At 37.2% G+C, this 16995-nt stretch carries 15 protein-coding genes; 3 read left to right on the forward strand and 12 right to left on the reverse strand.

All coding sequences use genetic code 11. The features are described 5' to 3' along the window. Positions 1-6: 6 nt before the first annotated feature. On the forward strand, positions 7-1032 hold the full coding sequence (gene fni / locus AC6UD1_RS01210) for a type 2 isopentenyl-diphosphate Delta-isomerase (protein WP_500695667.1): 1026 nt from the start codon (positions 7-9) through the stop codon (positions 1030-1032). A gap of 39 nt (positions 1033-1071) precedes the next feature. On the opposite strand, the gene AC6UD1_RS01215 is transcribed toward fni, so the two are convergent. Both AC6UD1_RS01215 and glpK read right to left on the reverse strand, forming a co-directional pair. After that, complete coding sequence (locus AC6UD1_RS01215) at positions 1072-2415, reverse strand: RsmF rRNA methyltransferase first C-terminal domain-containing protein (RefSeq protein WP_500706526.1); 1344 nt, start codon at positions 2413-2415, stop codon at positions 1072-1074. Positions 2416-2430: 15 nt separating this feature from the next. Next, on the reverse strand, positions 2431-3927 hold the full coding sequence (gene glpK, locus AC6UD1_RS01220; RefSeq protein ID WP_500707109.1) for a glycerol kinase GlpK: 1497 nt from the start codon (positions 3925-3927) through the stop codon (positions 2431-2433). 137 nt (positions 3928-4064) lie between these two features. Here glpK and AC6UD1_RS01225 point away from each other — a divergent pair, with 137 nt between their 5' ends. Together AC6UD1_RS01225 and yjeM are read left to right on the forward strand one after the other, a co-directional pair. After that, the gene (locus AC6UD1_RS01225) at positions 4065-5495 is read left to right on the forward strand and encodes a C69 family dipeptidase (RefSeq protein ID WP_500707110.1); all 1431 of its coding nucleotides are present in this window, start codon (positions 4065-4067) and stop codon (positions 5493-5495) included. A gap of 58 nt (positions 5496-5553) precedes the next feature. Further along, positions 5554-7077 carry a glutamate/gamma-aminobutyrate family transporter YjeM gene (gene yjeM / locus AC6UD1_RS01230; RefSeq protein WP_500707111.1) on the forward strand — a complete coding sequence of 508 codons (1524 nt, stop codon included), beginning with the start codon at positions 5554-5556 and terminating at the stop codon, positions 7075-7077. Between the two features lie 40 nt (positions 7078-7117). Here the strand turns inward: yjeM and rplS are convergent, their stop codons facing one another. The 10 genes from rplS to rnc form a co-directional block, all read right to left on the reverse strand. After that, complete coding sequence (rplS, locus tag AC6UD1_RS01235) at positions 7118-7477, reverse strand: 50S ribosomal protein L19 (RefSeq protein WP_500695672.1); 360 nt, start codon at positions 7475-7477, stop codon at positions 7118-7120. Positions 7478-7586: 109 nt separating this feature from the next. Beyond that, a complete protein-coding gene (gene trmD, locus AC6UD1_RS01240) occupies positions 7587-8339 on the reverse strand; it encodes a tRNA (guanosine(37)-N1)-methyltransferase TrmD (RefSeq protein ID WP_500693724.1) in 753 nt (250 codons plus the stop codon). Positions 8340-8341: 2 nt separating this feature from the next. Then, the gene (gene rimM / locus AC6UD1_RS01245) at positions 8342-8857 is read right to left on the reverse strand and encodes a ribosome maturation factor RimM (protein ID WP_500693723.1); all 516 of its coding nucleotides are present in this window, start codon (positions 8855-8857) and stop codon (positions 8342-8344) included. A gap of 55 nt (positions 8858-8912) precedes the next feature. After that, complete coding sequence (locus tag AC6UD1_RS01250; RefSeq protein ID WP_500696715.1) at positions 8913-9161, reverse strand: KH domain-containing protein; 249 nt, start codon at positions 9159-9161, stop codon at positions 8913-8915. Between the two features lie 10 nt (positions 9162-9171). Then, the gene (gene rpsP, locus AC6UD1_RS01255; RefSeq protein ID WP_500707112.1) at positions 9172-9450 is read right to left on the reverse strand and encodes a 30S ribosomal protein S16; all 279 of its coding nucleotides are present in this window, start codon (positions 9448-9450) and stop codon (positions 9172-9174) included. 89 nt (positions 9451-9539) lie between these two features. After that, entirely contained in the window at positions 9540-10985 is a 1446-nt protein-coding gene (ffh, locus tag AC6UD1_RS01260; RefSeq protein WP_500701058.1) for a signal recognition particle protein, read from the reverse strand. A gap of 10 nt (positions 10986-10995) precedes the next feature. Next, entirely contained in the window at positions 10996-11337 is a 342-nt protein-coding gene (locus AC6UD1_RS01265; RefSeq protein WP_500699492.1) for a putative DNA-binding protein, read from the reverse strand. Between the two features lie 12 nt (positions 11338-11349). Then, the gene (gene ftsY, locus AC6UD1_RS01270) at positions 11350-12660 is read right to left on the reverse strand and encodes a signal recognition particle-docking protein FtsY (RefSeq protein ID WP_500707113.1); all 1311 of its coding nucleotides are present in this window, start codon (positions 12658-12660) and stop codon (positions 11350-11352) included. A gap of 2 nt (positions 12661-12662) precedes the next feature. Then, positions 12663-16196, reverse strand: a complete 3534-nt coding sequence (gene smc / locus AC6UD1_RS01275) for a chromosome segregation protein SMC (protein ID WP_500707114.1) — start codon at positions 16194-16196, stop codon at positions 12663-12665. Positions 16197-16209: 13 nt separating this feature from the next. Then, the gene (gene rnc / locus AC6UD1_RS01280; protein WP_500693716.1) at positions 16210-16941 is read right to left on the reverse strand and encodes a ribonuclease III; all 732 of its coding nucleotides are present in this window, start codon (positions 16939-16941) and stop codon (positions 16210-16212) included. Positions 16942-16995: the final 54 nt, after the last annotated feature.

The raw sequence follows: 16995 nt of genomic DNA on the forward strand, positions 1-16995 counted from the left end.
AAACAAATGACTAACCAACAGTCACATCGAAAAGATGAACACGTCTCGCTTGCTAAAAAATTTCACCACATAGAATCTGAAGCTGGATTCGATCAGGTTCATTTTATGCCAGTAACATTCCCTGAAATGACATATCAGGATGTAGATATCTCGACTCAATTAGGCTCGCTGTCTTTAAGGGTCCCCTTTTACATTGAAGCGATGACTGGTGGCAGTGAGTATACCAAAAAACTAAATTATCACCTAGCCGCTATCTCCAAAAGATGCGGAATCGCAATGGCTTCGGGATCAGAGAGTGTAGCAATCAAACATCCGGAACTAATCGATACCTTTTCGATCATTAGAAAGCAAAACCCAGATGGACTGATCTTTGCTAACATTGGTGCTGGGACAACCCCAAAAGCGGCTGAGCAAGCAATTGATATTCTTCAAGCTAATGCATTAGAGATCCACGTTAATTCAGTTCAAGAACTCATCATGCCCGAGGGATCAAATTCATTTAACTGGCTATCCAATATTTCAAACATTGTCCAAAATATTAAAGTACCAGTAATCGTCAAGGAAGTTGGATTCGGGATGAGTTCTAAATCAATTCAAACCCTTTTGGACCTTGGAGTTGAATATGTAAACATTGGGGGTCGTGGCGGAACTAACTTTGCTCAAATTGAGAACTTCCGTCGTCATCAAAAAGAAATGGACTATTTTAAAGACTGGGGAATTACCACGGTGGAATCTCTCTTTGAATCCCAAAAAGTTCCTAGCATGAACATCGTAGCAACTGGTGGCATCACTAATCCCATGGAAATCGTCAAATCCTTGTATTTGGGTGCCGATGCCGTTGGCATTGCGAGTCAGATTTTGGTGAAACTAATTGATGACGGTGAAGACGAGACCGTGAAAATGATTAACGATTGGATTATTGGCATTAAATCCATTTTCACCGCACTAGGCGCACACAACATTAATGAACTGCGTCAATGTGAATCAGTAACCAGTCCAGAATTACAAAATTACTTAAATCAGCGCAAATAAAAAGACCTTCGTTTAAAAAACGAAGGTCTTTTTATTTTCTCATGCTTTAAACCTTAATCCCTTAGGGAAAAAGTTTTTTAACGTCCCATTCACGACTTTACCAAATCCAACACTCATTCCGCGACATTGAATTAAGTACCACCCCTTCTTTAAGTTGGGATCCACGGCAACGGTGTCACCATGGACATAACTCTGCCACTGATGATCAGTAATTTTAACGATGTTTTTTACGTCATTAGGATTAATTGCCAATGCCAATGCATACGAAGGCTCAATCCGATTCTTTTTAATCGTTCCAAGTGGCGTTCCGGGTCGCATTACTTTTAAACCATCTAAATCGGGGATTGCCGGATTAAATGAATACAGGGTACTCCCAAATTCTAGAAAATCTTTTGTCAAAAAATCGCGCTTAAAGTTAACGTTACAGAACTCTTTCCACTCTTTTTTTATACTACTTGAGACGTTACTTCTTTGATGCTTAATCTTTTTGGATTTTCCAACATCTGTACTCTGCAACTTGGCAATAAAATGCCCATCACCTTTAAATAAGTTAGGAAACAGACGAGCCGTTTTAGTTAACTCTTCGCTTCCATCCGCCCATTCCGGTTTTCCGTCGATCATCCCATCATACTTCTTAATCGGGAGAGCCTTAAAATCATAATTAGCTAAGATCCAAGCAATTATCTGTTCGTCTTCTTCTGGTGAAAAAGTACAAGTTGAATAAATCAATTGTCCACCTGGTTTTAACATCTTAACGGCTTCTCTTACAATGTCTTTTTGCCGCACAGCACACTCTTTCGGATAATCAATTGACCAGTATTTTGTTGCGTCATGATTTTTTCTAAACATTCCCTCACCCGAACATGGTGCGTCAATCAAGATCTTATCAAAATACCTTGGAAAATGCTTTGACAGGTTATGTGGATCTTCATTCAAGATTAAAGGATCCCACACCCCAAACCGTTCCAGATTTTCAACTAGAACCTTAGCTCGGCTCCGGTCAATCTCATTTGATACAAGTAAGCCCTTGTTTTTCATCATACCAGCCAAATGAGTCGACTTTCCTCCTGGGGCAGCACACAAGTCTAATACCTGATCTCCCATACTAGGATCAACCACCTCTGCTACGTACATGGCAGATGGTTCCTGACTGTAAACGTAACCACTCTGATGCTCGACGGTTTTCCCGCTAATTTTTCCGTAATAACCATTTTGGGTATAGGAAATCGGGCTTGTCATATCCAAACGAACATCAGCTTTAGTTTTGAGCGGATTAGTTCGAAAGGCATTGTAAGAGTCTTCATCAAAAGAATCAATAAAACTTTGATAATCATCTTTTAACAGATTATGATATTTACTTTTAAAATCTTCAGGTAATTTCATACTGATAAGTCCTTATTATTCAAATTGCTTGGCAGCTCTCACGGCCATCTTCCATCCCTTGTATAGTTTTTTTCTTTTATCGCCACTCATATGTGATTCAAAAAAAGTACCAACACGCTTACTTCTTTTAATTTCATCAATATCCTTCCAAAATCCAACAGCCAAACCAGCCAGATAAGCTGCTCCCTGTGCCGTAGTCTCTGAAATTAATGACCGTTCAATTTGATCATTTAAAATATCGGCTTGAAACTGCATTAAGTAATCATTTTTAGCAGCTCCACCATCTACTACTAGTGATTTAACCGGAATCTTAGTCTCTTCTACCATCGTATCAAGAACATCCTTTGTTTGAAATCCTAACGATTCAATGGTCGCACGAACTAATTGATTACGCGTCGTTGATGATGTCAAGCCAAAAATCGATCCACGAATTTCCTGATCCCAATATGGTGCCCCTAGTCCAGTAAACGCTGGCACTACGTAAACTCCGTCACTCGTTTTGGCATCATAAGCCATTTGCTCAGAGGCCTTAGCCGATGAAATTAAACCCATCTCATCCTTTAACCATTGAATTGCCGATCCGGCCACAAAAATGCTACCTTCTAAAGCATATTTAACTTCTCCATTCAATCCGTAGGCAATTGTGGTTAACAATCCATTACTAGAAAACCTTGGCGTTTTTCCTGTATTCATCATAATAAAGGCACCCGTTCCATAAGTATTCTTTGTCATTCCGGGTTGTAATGCTAATTGTCCAAATAATGATGCTTGTTGGTCACCGGCAATTCCGGCAATTGGAATCTGTACCCCTAAAAATGAATATCCCTTCGTATATCCAAAGAAGTGTGACGATGGTTTCACTTTAGGTAACATTTTCTTAGGAATATCGAAGAGCTCTAACAGATCATCATCCCATTTCAAATCGTTGATGTTATATAACATTGTCCTACTAGCATTAGTATAATCAGTGGCATGAACGGTTCCGCCGGTCAGATTCCATAGCAACCATGAATCAATGGTTCCAAATAATAAATCTCCACTCTCCGCCCGTCTCTGGGATCCCTTTACATGATCTAAAATCCATCTAATTTTCGTACCAGCAAAATAAGAATCAACAATCAGTCCCGTCTTTTGGTGAATTAAATCAGCGTAACCATCAGTTATTAACCGATCAGCAATTTCACTGGTCTGTTTTGATTGCCACACCACAGCATTGTAGATGGGCTTTCCACTTCGTCTATCCCAAATTACAGTCGTTTCACGTTGATTAGTAATGCCGATACTTCGCACTTTATAGGGAGGAACTTCAGAGTTAATCAATACCTCAGAAATCACAGATTCAACGGCATTCCAAATTTCAACTGGATCTTGTTCCACCCACCCTGGATGAGGAAAAGATTGTTTAAACTCACGTTGTACTTTTCCCACAATCTGGCCATCATGATCAAATAACATTGCTCGAGCAGAGGTCGTTCCTTCATCAATTGCCATTATGTATTGCTTGCTACTCATATTTTCCCTCGTTTTTTCAAATAAATGTTATGTGTTAATTATACCCTAAGTAATTTAGCATACCAAACGTGAAGTTATACCATAACAAAGGCAATATGGTAGAATACTTACATGTGATTTAATAGGAGGCAATCTAAATGACAAGTTTTAATGAATATTCCGCATGTACCAGCATTTTAGTTGGAAAAGATGCCACGGTTGATGGCAGCACTTTAATTGGTCGCAATGAAGATGCTAAAGCATCATGGCCAAAACGATTTGTTGTCCATGAACATAAGGAGCATCAGGATGATCAGGAATTCAAATCAACTGATAACGGCTTCAAAATGCCGCTACCAAAAACACGGGGAAAATACACTGCTACTCCCGAATGGACCGACCAAGACGGTTTATTCGAAGAGGATGGCATTAACGAATATGGGGTTGCTATGAGTGCAACTGAAAGTACGTACGCTAACGCACGTGTTCTAGGTTATGATCCCCTTGTAAAAGATGGAATCGGCGAAGAAGCCATGGTAACCGTAGTCTTGCCTTATGTTCATTCCGCAAAAGAAGCCGTCAAACGTCTTGGTAACATTGTTGAAAAATATGGAGCCAGTGAAAACAACGGAGTCCTTATGTCTGATAAAGAAGAAGTTTGGTACTTAGAGATTGGTTCCGGACACCAATGGATCGCTGAAAGAATCCCAGACGATGAGTACGCCGTCGTTGCTAATCAAATGGCCATTGAAGAAGTTAACTTTAAAGATAATGATCACTTCATGTGGTCACCAGGGATTAGGGACTTTGTATCAAAAAACAATTTAAATCCGGATCGTTCTGGTTTTAACTTTAGACACATTTTTGGAACCCATGACTTATCAGACACCTACTACAACACCCCTCGGGTTTGGTACGGGCAAAAAATGTTTAGCCCAGAAATCAAGCAGGATCCCACTTCCCAAGACCTCCCCTTTACAAGGAAAAGTGAAAAATTAATATCGGCACTCGATGCCCAAAAGTTGCTCAGTTCACACTATCAGGGAACTCAATTCGATCCAATTGGTGCAGGCGAAGAAGCTGATCGAACTCGATTTCGTCCCGTGAGTTTAGCCAAAACCCAAGAATCACACGTGCTCCAAATCAAACCTAATCTACCAATTGAAATTGGTGGAATTCACTGGCTTGCTATGGGTGTAGCGGCTCAGAGTACTTACGTCCCATTTCTTGAGGGAATTTCTGATACTCCAAAAGCATATAAGTACCACGTCAAGATGGATTTTGATCCTAAATCGGCTTACTGGATCTTCAAGCTAGTTGGAATCTTAGTTGACCCCCACTACCTTGAATTTGGTGACAAACTTAAAAACGTGCAACAAAATTTAATCGAACAATACGAACAAATTTTACAGCAGGTAGAACAGGAGTCCCACGGCTTGGATTCAACAGAACTACCTCAGCTTGCTAATGAGGCCAGTTCTAAGACAAGTAAACTCGCTTTGCGTAGCTTTAAGAACCTTGGTCAATACTTGATTACAAACTCAACGGACTTCTCTCCTCTTAACTATCACCAAGATTTAAATCTATAAAAAAAGAGAGTATACTTTATTAGTATTTCCATTAAATTTAATCAAGGAGAGTGACTTTATGTCTAAAGGGAAAAAGCAAAGTAAATTAGGCTTAATGTCTTTAGTTTTAATGATACTCACTGCGATATTTGGCTTTGGTAATACGACCGTCGCCTATGATCAAATGGGCTACGCCAGTATTATCTGGTACATATTTGGAGCACTAGTATTTTTCTTACCGGTTTCATTAATGTTTGCCGAATATGGTTCGACTTTCAGTAGTGCTAAAGGTGGAATTTATTCCTGGCTTAAAGAGTCAATTGGTGAACGCTTAGCCTTCATCGGAACCTTTATCTGGCTATCATCATGGATCATTTGGATGATCTCGACTTCTTCTAAGGTTTGGATTCCATTTTCTAACATTATTTTTGGAACGGATAAAACCCAAACATGGCATTTGTTCGGAATTTTTACCCCAATGCAAACAATTGGAATCCTCGGGATTGCCTGGATTTTAATTATTACTTTGTGTGCGACTCATGGTTTTGATTCAATTGCTCAGATTGCAAACATCGGGGGAGTATTATCAATTGCTTTGCCACTGATCTTTGCTATCTTATCAGTAATTGTTTGGGTCTTAAATAAGGGCCAACTTGCTGAGCCAGTCAATGGCGCTAAAAGTTTCATTCAATCCCCTAATCCATTATTCGTAACTCCAATCGCCATCATGTCATTTGTTGTTTATGCGATTTTTGCGTATGGAGGAATGGAATCAATTGGTGGAGTCGTTGATAAGGTCAAAAATCCTACGAAGACTTTTCCCCGTGGGGTCATCATTGCGGCAATCATCATGGCAGTCATCTATTCTGGATCCATTTTTTTGGTTGGTATTACAGCTAACTGGCATGAAGTTGTCGGAAAGGGTTCGGTCAACTTGGGTAACATCACTTACGTTTTAATGAATAACCTTGGTTATGTTTTCGCTAAAACCCTTGGCTTTTCAGCCGGATCAGCAATGGAATTTGGTCGCTTCATGGCTCGAGTAGCCGGTTTAGGGATGTTTATTCCGTACTTAGGTTCTTTCTTTGTTCTGATATATTCCCCAATCAAATCATTTATTGAGGGATCCAATCCAGATTTATGGCCTAAAAAAGTGGTTAAATTAAACAAACATGGCATGCCAGGGTTTGCAATGTGGATTCAAGCATTCGTCGTTGTTGCCGTTATCTTTGTCATTTCTTTCAGTGGCAATAATGCTCAACAATTTTACTTAATTTTAACTGATATGGCTAATATTTCGACAACTTTCCCCTACTTATTCTTAGTTGGAGCTTTTCCATTCTTCAAGAAACTAAAGAATGTTCCTCGTCCCTTTGTCTTTTACAAGAACCGAATTGTCACTAACATCATGGTAACCATTATCTTGGTTGTACTAGTGTTAGGAATTGGTTTTACTGCTATTCAACCAATCTTGACTCATGATTACACCACCGCCTTCTGGACCATTGTGGGACCACTAGCTTTTGCATTGGTTGGTTGGTTAATGTATGAATACAACAGTCGAAGAGGTACTAAAACTGCTAAAGAAGTTGATGACCAATAAAAAAAGAGCTCGCAATGCGAACTCTTTTTTTTACATAAAATTAATGCTTACGACTTGCTTCTTTAATACGAGCAGCCTTACCAGAACGATCACGTAAGTAATACAACTTAGCACGACGAACTGAACCACGTCTAACAACATCAATCTTAGCAATTCGTGGTGAATGTAATGGGAAGATTCTTTCAACCCCAACTCCACTGGCAATTCTTCTTACTGTGTAAGTAGCTTGAATGCCTGAACCATGACGTTTAATTACAACACCAGTAAACTTCTGAATACGTTCGTTACTACCTTCAACAACCTTTACGGAAACCGTAACGGTATCACCGACACGAAATTCAGGAATATCTGAACGAAGTTGATCACTATTGATCTTATCAATCAATTTATTTTGACGCATAATCATTTCTCCTAACTAGCATTCTTATCTTCTCGACAGCGGAATACCGTTTTATTTAGCCATAAAAGACCACTTAAAATTATAACATACAAACCAAAAAACTCAATACTTACCGATCTTCTTCCTCAATTTTAACGTCCGCCAATAATTCCTTTTGCCTTTTTGACAGTTTATTGTAATTAATCAGATCTGGTCGTCTTAAATATGTCTTTCTTAAAGATTCCTTCTGTCGCCAATCATCAATTTTTTGATGATCACCACTAGTTAAAATCGGTGGAACTTCTAATCCCCTAAAGTCTGCTGGTCGCGTGTATTGAGGATATTCAAGCAATCCACTTGAAAAAGAATCTCCTGGAGCTGACTCTTGATTACCAAGGACACCCTTAATGAGTCGAACGGTCGCATCAATCATTACTAGCGCAGGCAATTCACCACCCGTAAGGACAAAATCACCAATTGAATACTCGTCAGTTACTACGGATTTAATTCGTTCGTCAAAGCCCTCATAGTGACCACATAAAAAGGTCAAATGGTCCTCTTTGGCAAGATTTGCAGCATCGTTTTCATCAAATTTTTTCCCTGCCGGATCAGTTAAAATGACTCTACCAGATGAATAACCCTGTTTTTCTGAAACTTCTTGAGAATGCGCAAAAGCATCAAGCATTGGTTGAGGCTTAAGTAACATTCCAGCTCCCCCACCAAAGGGGGTATCATCCACGTTATGATGTTTATTAGTCGAAAAATCACGAAAATTAGTAATATCAATATTTATGATTTCTTTTTCAATGGCCTTACCGATAATGGATTCACTCAAAGGGCCCTTTAAAATATTAGGGAAAAGGCTCAATATATCGATCTTCATCGTTACTGCATTCCCTCCATTAACTCAACGACTACTTTATGATTAGGAATATCCACTTTTTTTACGACCGAATCAATCTTTGGAAGTAACAAATCATCTTTATTTTTACGCTCCACTACCCAGACATCATTGGCAGGCATATCCATAATATCACTTATTACACCAATTTTATTATCATCTTTATCGATAACATCCATGCCGATAATTTGTTGATAGAAATATTCGCCTGGTTGTAAGTCAGTATTTTTTCTTTGCTCCGACGTAATTTTTAGGATGGCAGGTTTAAGGTATTCAACATCATTTATGGAATTGCGACCAGAAAAATGCAACAGAATAAATCCCTTATGGCTTCTAACCCCGTCAATCTTCAATTCTTCCATTTTTCCGTCTTTGGGGAATACATAAACAAGATTACCAACTTTAAAGCGTTGATCAATAAAATCAGTAGTAGGTTTTATTCGTACTTCACCTTTAATTCCCTGAGTATTTACTAATTTCCCAATTTCTAAGTAATCCATAGTTCACCTATTTCTATAAAAAAACTCTTAAATAAAAACGAGTTTTATCTAAGAGCTAATCTTTGCCATCATCAATAACGAGTTTAATTCGCTTTCCATCATTAACGTGAACACTATAAATTATGGTTCGAATCGTCTGAGCAACTCGACCCTTTTTTCCAATAATACGTCCAACGTCATTAGGATTGGTAGACAATATATATTCGCTAAATTGATCAGTATCCTGATGATTAATACTAATATCATCAGGATATTTAACTAATGGCTTAACGATTGTTTTAATTAAATTATCAAAATTAACCATAATCAATCACTTATTTCTTAGCTGCTAATTTAGCATCATGTAATTGTTTCATAATACCTGCATCTGACAAAATATTACGAACAGTATCAGAAGGTTTAGCACCTTTTTCCAACCAGTCCATGATTGATTCTTCTTTTAAAGTTACTTGATCAGGTTCAGTTAATGGATTGTAAGTACCAACAATTTCGATAAAACGGCCGTCACGAGGACTACGTGAGTCAGCAACCACGATACGGTAAAACGGACGCTTCTTTGAACCCATTCTTCTTAATCTAATTTTTAATGACATAAACACACCTCCTAATAGTCTTCTTAACAGTTACTAATATTACCAATAAATATTAGTGATGTAAAGGCTTTTTTCTTTACAGTCTAAAATTAATGTCTTTTTTTATTTTTTCGTCGCTTCTTTTTATTCTTTTTGATCTTACGACTCATCCGCTTCATGGCGAGATTCGACAATTTACCAGTCATTCCTCCACCCATTCCAGCAGAATCCATCATATTTGACAAACCCGACATATTTCCGTTAGACACTTTGTTCATCATTTTCTTCATTTGATCAAATTGTTTAATGAGTCGATTGACTTGTTGAATCGGTTGAGCCGATCCGCGAGCAATTCGACGTCTCCTTGAAGGATTTAACACATCCGGATTGGATCGTTCCTCATCAGTCATTGAATAGATAATCGCTTTAATGTGGTCTAAATCTTTGGGATTAACGTTTAAATTCTTCAATGCTGGATTATTAGCCATTCCTGGAATCATTTTAACCAAATCTTGAATTGGACCCATCTTTTGAATTTGTTCTAATTGATCAACAAAATCATCAAAATCAAAAGAATTTTCCTTGATTTTTTCGGTTAATTCCTTAGCTTGATTTTCATCATACTCTTTCTGAGTCTTTTCGATGAACGAAAGCATGTCGCCCATTCCCAAAATTCGAGAAGCCATTCGATCTGGGTGAAATACGTCCAAATCATCTAATTTTTCACCTTGACCAACAAACATAATTGGTTTGTCAGTCACAGCCCTGATTGACAAAGCAGCTCCACCACGAGTATCTCCGTCTAACTTTGTTAGAATAACCCCGGTAATATCTAAAGCATCGTTAAATCCGACCGCCGTATCAACTGCATTTTGACCTGTCATAGCATCAACAACTAAAAGAATATCATTTGGATTGGCCACCTTTTTAATATTCTTTAATTCATCCATCAAGTTTTCGTCAATTTGAAGCCGACCGGCCGTATCAATTAACACATAATCGTTATTATTCTTGCTAGCTTCCTTTAAACCATCTTGAACAATTTGTACTGGGTCAACATCCGTTCCCTCTTGAAATACTGGAACATCAACTTGTTCGCCCACCTTTTCTAACTGTTCAATTGCTGCGGGACGATAAACATCGGCAGCGATCATTAATGGACGCGCATTATCTTCAGATTTAAGCCTTTTAGCTAATTTACCTGCTGAAGTAGTTTTACCTGCTCCTTGAAGTCCTACCATCATAATGACTGTAGGAATCTTGTCTGATTTAACTAGCGGAGTGGCAGATTCACCCATCATGTTAGTCAGTTCATCGTTAACGATCTTAACAATTTGTTGGGCCGGATTTAATCCTTCAAGAACATCAGCGCCCTTAGCTTTTTCTTGAACCTTCTTTACAAACTGACGAACCACCTTAAAGTTAACGTCCGCTTCTAGTAATGCCAATCTAATTTCCCGCATTGTTTCACGCAAATCAGATTCGCTGACCTTGCCTTTTCCTCTTAAGTTTTTAAAAGCTTTTTGTAATCGATCGGTTAAACCTTCGAAAGCCATCTTTTCACCCCTAATTTTCTTCCGTAATTTCTAAGTGATTCACCAACGCATTTAAGTGTTCATCATTTGGATAGTGCTTTTTAATGTAATCTCTAATCTCATCGGTTTGCCGATTGCGTAATACAAACAATTGATATAGGTGCATTTTACTTTCATAGTCTTCAAGAATTTGCTCAGTTCTTTTAATGTTATCATAAACCGCTTGGCGACTAATATTGAAATTTTCTGAAATCTCACCTAACGAAAAATCATCTGCATAGTATTCTTGAATGTACTCTGCCTGTTTCTTAGTGAGTAATTCACCATAAAAATCATACAAAGCATTAATCCGATTATTCTTTTTAATGTCCATCTAAAGTCACCACTAATTGTCTTGAATTAATCCCTTAAATAAACCGTCAATAAAGCTCTTAGAATCAAATTTACGCAAATCATTAACCGTTTCTCCCAGTCCAACGAACTTTACCGGAATATTAAGCTTATTTTTGATTGCAATTACAATTCCACCCTTGGCAGTTCCATCAAGCTTTGTTAAAACAATTCCCGTAATGTTAGTGATTTCATTGAACATCTTGGCTTGATTCAAAGCATTTTGACCAGTAGTTGCATCAATCACTAGCAATACTTCTTGAGGTGCGTCTGGAATTTCACGCTTAATGACCTTATCAATTTTAGCAAGTTCATTCATTAAATTAACTTTATTTTGCAATCTTCCGGCTGTATCAACAAATAAAACATCATAATTTTCTTTTTTGGCTTTATCTACTGCTTCAAAAACAACCGAAGCTGGATCACTACCAGCGGACTTTTTAACAATATCAACACCATCACGTTTAGCCCATTCATCTAATTGTTCAATGGCGCCCGCTCTAAATGTATCAGCAGCCGCTAAAAGCACCTTTTTATTTTGCTTTTTAAAATTATTGGCCATCTTACCAATAGTCGTCGTTTTTCCAACTCCATTGACACCAACAAATAAAATCACAGTTGGGCCAGTTTGAGATAATTTGATTGAACTATCTTTATCACTTGGTGCATCATACAAATCGATCATCTTTTGGACGATTAGATTTTGAACTTCTTTTGGTTTCTTGGCATTTTTTAATTTAACCTCTTCTTTTAGTTCATCAGTTAGTTGGATTGCAGTTTCAAATCCAACATCGGATTCAACCAGCGTATCTTCTAAATCATCAAAGAAATCATCATCAACTGAGCGAAAATTAGCAAATAGCGCATTTAATTTTTGTCCAAACGAAGACCGTGATTTTGCCAGACCATGTTCGTATGCTTTTTCAGTTGATTCAGGCTGCTTAGTTACATCATCAGTAGACTCTTTTACATCTTCATTTTTATTAGAAGAATGATCTGTATCAACCACAGACTGGCCTTTTTCATCTGACTTGTTATCGTCAGTGCTTCGAACACCATCTTTTGATGTTTGCGTTTGTTCTTCCGGTTCTTCAGAAACATCAGCTCCATCGTTCTCACTCTCGCTTGATCCATCATTTTTCTGACTAACTTCATTTTCTTCAGTTTGTTGAAAGTGGTCACCTTGATCAGAGGTGTCGTCACCAGTAACCTTTGCTTTCTCATCTTCTCTTTTAGACTGCTTGGTTTTGCTCTCTTTGTCGTCAGATTCTTTCTTCTTACCTTTAAAAATATCAAATAAACCCATAATTATTCTCCTAGTTTTTTAGATTCATCTAAGTTGACCGAAACAACCTTAGATACACCCGAATCTTGCATTGTAACTCCATAAAGATGATCCGCATAGATCATCGTTTCCTTTCTGTGGGTGATTACAATAAATTGTGTATTATTCTTTAAACTCTGCATATACCGCGCAAAACGATCCACATTGGCAGGGTCAAGAGCAGATTCAGCTTCATCCAATATTACAAACGGAACTGGTTTTACCTCAAGAACTGAAAAAAGCAGTGCCAAAGCCGTTAGAGCTTTCTCACCACCAGAAAGTAAATTGAGATTACGGTATTTCTTTCCGGGTGGTTTTACCAAGATATCGATCCCGGTTGTAAGTAAATGATGCGGGTCATCCATTTTTAGTTTGGCTTCCCCACCACCAAAAATATTGCGAAAAATATGACTAAACGCAGTTGCAATTTTATCATAAGTTTCGCTAAATTTAACTTTTACCGTTTGATCCATTTCATTCATTATCCCAATCAGTTGACTCTTAGATTCAATTAAATCATCAAGTTGATGATTCATAAATTCGTAACGATCCTTTACTTCTGCATAGGCATCAATCGAATTAACATTAATCGGACCCAACTCGTCAATTTCAGATTGGAGTGATTTAATCAATGAATCGATTTCGGGTAATTCAAGTTCCACCTTCTTCATTGAGCTAGTTCCTTTAATCATGTTATCGCGTTGATAACGCTCAGAATCAAGGTTATCTATAGCTGTTTTTAAATTTGATTCTAGCTTTTGAACTATTCCTGTTTGAGAAATTAAACGATCCTGAAGATCGGAAACTTGATGATCATATTTTTGATCATCTTGGTTAAACTTATCAATTTTTGAATTAAGATCGTTAATATCCCGCTTAGTACTTTGGATTTGTTGTTCTAGTTCGGGAATATTAGTTTTTACTGCCACCACTTCTTGATTAATTGATTGCTTAAGTCCATTTATACTATTGGCTAAGCTTTTTAATTGAGTTTCAAAATTCAACCTTTGTTTTAAAAGACTTTCCCTGCTGGACTTGAGTTGACTATTTTGTTCCTTTAAGCGAATCAACTTTTCTTTGATTTCAGATGATTTGATATTATTTTCGTTAACATTCCGAGTAAGTTTTTCAATCTGACTTTTGATTGAGGTATTCTTAGACTGATTTTGCTTAATTTGCATTTTTAAATCATTAATCTTATGAGAAAGATCAATCTCATTTACACCATCATCACTAGTTGTGTTTTTTAATTGTAATCGAATTGCATCAGCATTTCTTTGAGACTCCTTTAAACTACTTTGATTCATACTAATGCTTTTTTGTTTAGCTTGAATCTCTCCTTTTAATTCATTTAATTTTTGACGAAGTTCATCGTGCTTATCCTGCTTTATTGTGTGCTGATCTTGGAATTTTTTGATAGTCTCCTCACCAGCATTCATCTTCTGGCTCATTTCTTCAACTTGCTGATTTAAGTGGACCAATTTTTCTTTTTGACTTAGTAAGCCAGTGGACTGGTTGTGATTTGATCCACCAGTGATTGCACCTCCAGCATTAACGACATCCCCATCTAAAGTTACCACTTTAGCCTTATGACCAATTGTCTTACTGATCTTTGTAGCACTTTTTAAATCAACCGCAATCATCGTACCACCCATCAGGTGATTCTTAACCCGTGTCATATCCGTTGGCATTTTGACCAGGTCCGAAGCAATTCCAACAAAGCCAGAAATCGATTTTACCTCATTTAACACATTAGAGGATAAATAACGTTCATTAACGGCATTCATAGGCAAGAACGTAACTCTTCCCAGTTTCTTCTCGCTTAAATAGTGAATTGCATCTCTAGCATCTTTAACATTCCCGGTGATAACCTGCTGAATCTGACTTCCCAGTGCTGTTTCAATGGCTATAACATAACGATCAGGAACTTCAATAAAATCACTTACTGTTCCTTTAATACCAGTTAAATTCGCTTTGCTTTTTAATAAGTTTCGCGTCCCGCGATAAAGCGAATTATGATTTTCCAAGATTGACTTAATACTATCTCGTTCCGTTTTAGTCTCCTGAAAAACACGTAATGCAGCATACCAGCTTGCCTTTAATTCTTTTTCTTTGTCCCTTGAATCTGACAACTTCTTATCAACTTGCTTTAATTCATCCACCATTTGTTTCTGGTTGTTTTGAAGTTTCGATAATTCGGTCTCTTCTGAAGTGATTTCTTGCTTTAAAAGGTTGCTTTGATCTTCAATCGCATTAATTTGCTGGTACTTCTCTTTTACCTCACTATCACTACGCTTGGATAATTTTTGCATTAACTTTAAATTATTCTTGGCACTGGCTAATGACTGCATCAAATCTATGTAATCATTTCTTATATTTTCAAGTTCTGTTTGTTTTTCTAATAAATTTTGCCGAATAGAAGCTGCTTCAAGCTGCTTCATCTTATGAGAATAGTCGGAAATGAGAACTTGCTTTTTACTAATTTGACTTTGGTTGTCAGTAATATTGTCTTTGACGTTTTCCAGTTGCTCTTTTAAATCACTTACTTTACTTTCTAAGTCGTTAATCTTTTGTTGATTAAATTCACGTCGTTGCTGAGATAACTGCTGATCACTATGAGCTGATTCGAGTGATTTAGTGTCACTTAAAAGTTGATTTTGAAGTTGTTCACGCTTTTGACCCAAACTTTTAATCTTATTCGTTAACCCTTGTTTGCGTTCTTTAACTTCCTTAACTTTTATTTTTAAATTAGTAAAAGTAGTGTCTTGCTTTTTAAGTTCATTTTCTAGATTCAATTTTGCGTCTTCATGATTTTTAATCTTAATCACTAATTTAGAATACTTCAATTGATCAAGATATTTTTTCTTATCCAAATAGAGGGACGCAGCATCACTTTGCTCCTTTAGAGGCCCAATTTGTTTGTCCAACTCGTTAATAATATCTGAGATTCGATCCAAATTTCCTTGAGTATCAGCTAACTTTTGTTCAGTTTCCACCTTTTGTTTTTTATATCGATAAACTCCAGCAGCTGTCTCAATAATTGATCGCCTTTTTTCAGCATCATCATTGAGAATTTCATCAACATTCCCCTGAGAAATAATGGAAAGGGAACCTTCACCTAATCCAGTATCCATAAAAAGATTATTAATATCCTTCAAACGACAATCTTTATCATTGATTGAATAAGAACTATCACCATTTCGATAAACTTTACGTGTGATTTTAATTTCGGTATAATCAGAATCCAAAAAATGATCAGAATTATCAAAATAAATGCTAACTTCTGCACGACTAAGAGCTCTGCGCCCCTTGGACCCAGAGAAAATGACGTCTAACATTTTTTTACCACGTAAAGTTTTGGCCGACTGCTCACCTAAAACCCAACGAATTGCCTCGATGACATTACTTTTTCCGCTACCATTTGGACCAACAATTCCAGTAAGCCCATCCTGAAAGTCAATTGTGGTTTTATCTGCAAAAGATTTAAATCCTGCAATCTCAATTGATTTTAACTTCACCTTAATGCCTCATTTACTTAATACTTGTGCTTACTCCCAGTTCATTGAGTGCTTTCTTTGCCGCTTTCTGTTCTGCATCTTTCTTGGAATGTCCTAACCCGACTCCCATTTCTTTGCCGTTAATTTTTACCGCAACTTTAAATTTACGGTCATTATCAGGACCATCTTCACTAACTAGTTCATAGTCTAAATCTACTGGGCCATTTTCTTGAACAACTTCCTGTAATTCAGTTTTATGATCAAAGAATTCGTCAAACCAACCCTCATCAAGCTTAGGAAAAATCACAATCTGACAAAAATTCCTCACCGTTTCTATTCCTTGATCGAGATACACCGCTCCAATAAATGATTCAAAAATATCACATAAAAGTGAGTCACGTTGTCTGGCATTCGCCTTTTCTTCACCTTTGCCGAGTCGGATATACTTGTCAAAATGACATTCACGGGCAAAACGACTAAAGCTATGCTCATTAACCATCGCAGCCCTTAATCTAGTCAGTCGACCTTGTGGTAATTCTGGAAAACGTCTAAAGATGTAGTCTGAAACCACTAATTGATAGACAGCATCCCCTAAAAACTCCAGACGTTCATAAAATTTTAATCCTTGACCGGGATGCTCGTTCACGTATGATGCTTGGGTCATTGCTTCATCTAAAAGTGCTTCATCGTTAAACTTAATATTAAACTTGTCTTTTAACAAGTCATCAAACTGCTTTTGCAATTCTATTTCCTCCAAAGGTAACATTTTTTCTTTTAATTATATCATTAATGCCTAAATTACGATAATTGCATAATAAAA

It is taken from the genome of Fructilactobacillus sp. X8R1C1 (assembly GCF_059900945.1).

What these genes read in the sequence shown, in the direction of transcription:
- ftsY (WP_500707113.1), bottom strand. Translation starts at nt 12,660, where the DNA reads ATGGGTTTATTTGATATTTTTAAAGGTAAGAAGAAAGAATCTGACGAC.
- rnc (WP_500693716.1), bottom strand. Translation starts at nt 16,941, where the DNA reads ATGTTACCTTTGGAGGAAATAGAATTGCAAAAGCAGTTTGATGACTTG.
- rimM (WP_500693723.1), bottom strand. Translation starts at nt 8,857, where the DNA reads ATGGATTACTTAGAAATTGGGAAATTAGTAAATACTCAGGGAATTAAA.
- AC6UD1_RS01250 (WP_500696715.1), bottom strand. Translation starts at nt 9,161, where the DNA reads ATGGTTAATTTTGATAATTTAATTAAAACAATCGTTAAGCCATTAGTT.
- AC6UD1_RS01215 (WP_500706526.1), bottom strand. Translation starts at nt 2,415, where the DNA reads ATGAAATTACCTGAAGATTTTAAAAGTAAATATCATAATCTGTTAAAA.
- glpK (WP_500707109.1), bottom strand. Translation starts at nt 3,927, where the DNA reads ATGAGTAGCAAGCAATACATAATGGCAATTGATGAAGGAACGACCTCT.
- yjeM (WP_500707111.1), top strand. Translation starts at nt 5,554, where the DNA reads ATGTCTAAAGGGAAAAAGCAAAGTAAATTAGGCTTAATGTCTTTAGTT.
- fni (WP_500695667.1), top strand. Translation starts at nt 7, where the DNA reads ATGACTAACCAACAGTCACATCGAAAAGATGAACACGTCTCGCTTGCT.
- rplS (WP_500695672.1), bottom strand. Translation starts at nt 7,477, where the DNA reads ATGCGTCAAAATAAATTGATTGATAAGATCAATAGTGATCAACTTCGT.
- ffh (WP_500701058.1), bottom strand. Translation starts at nt 10,985, where the DNA reads ATGGCTTTCGAAGGTTTAACCGATCGATTACAAAAAGCTTTTAAAAAC.
- AC6UD1_RS01225 (WP_500707110.1), top strand. Translation starts at nt 4,065, where the DNA reads ATGACAAGTTTTAATGAATATTCCGCATGTACCAGCATTTTAGTTGGA.
- rpsP (WP_500707112.1), bottom strand. Translation starts at nt 9,450, where the DNA reads ATGTCATTAAAAATTAGATTAAGAAGAATGGGTTCAAAGAAGCGTCCG.
- trmD (WP_500693724.1), bottom strand. Translation starts at nt 8,339, where the DNA reads ATGAAGATCGATATATTGAGCCTTTTCCCTAATATTTTAAAGGGCCCT.
- AC6UD1_RS01265 (WP_500699492.1), bottom strand. Translation starts at nt 11,337, where the DNA reads ATGGACATTAAAAAGAATAATCGGATTAATGCTTTGTATGATTTTTAT.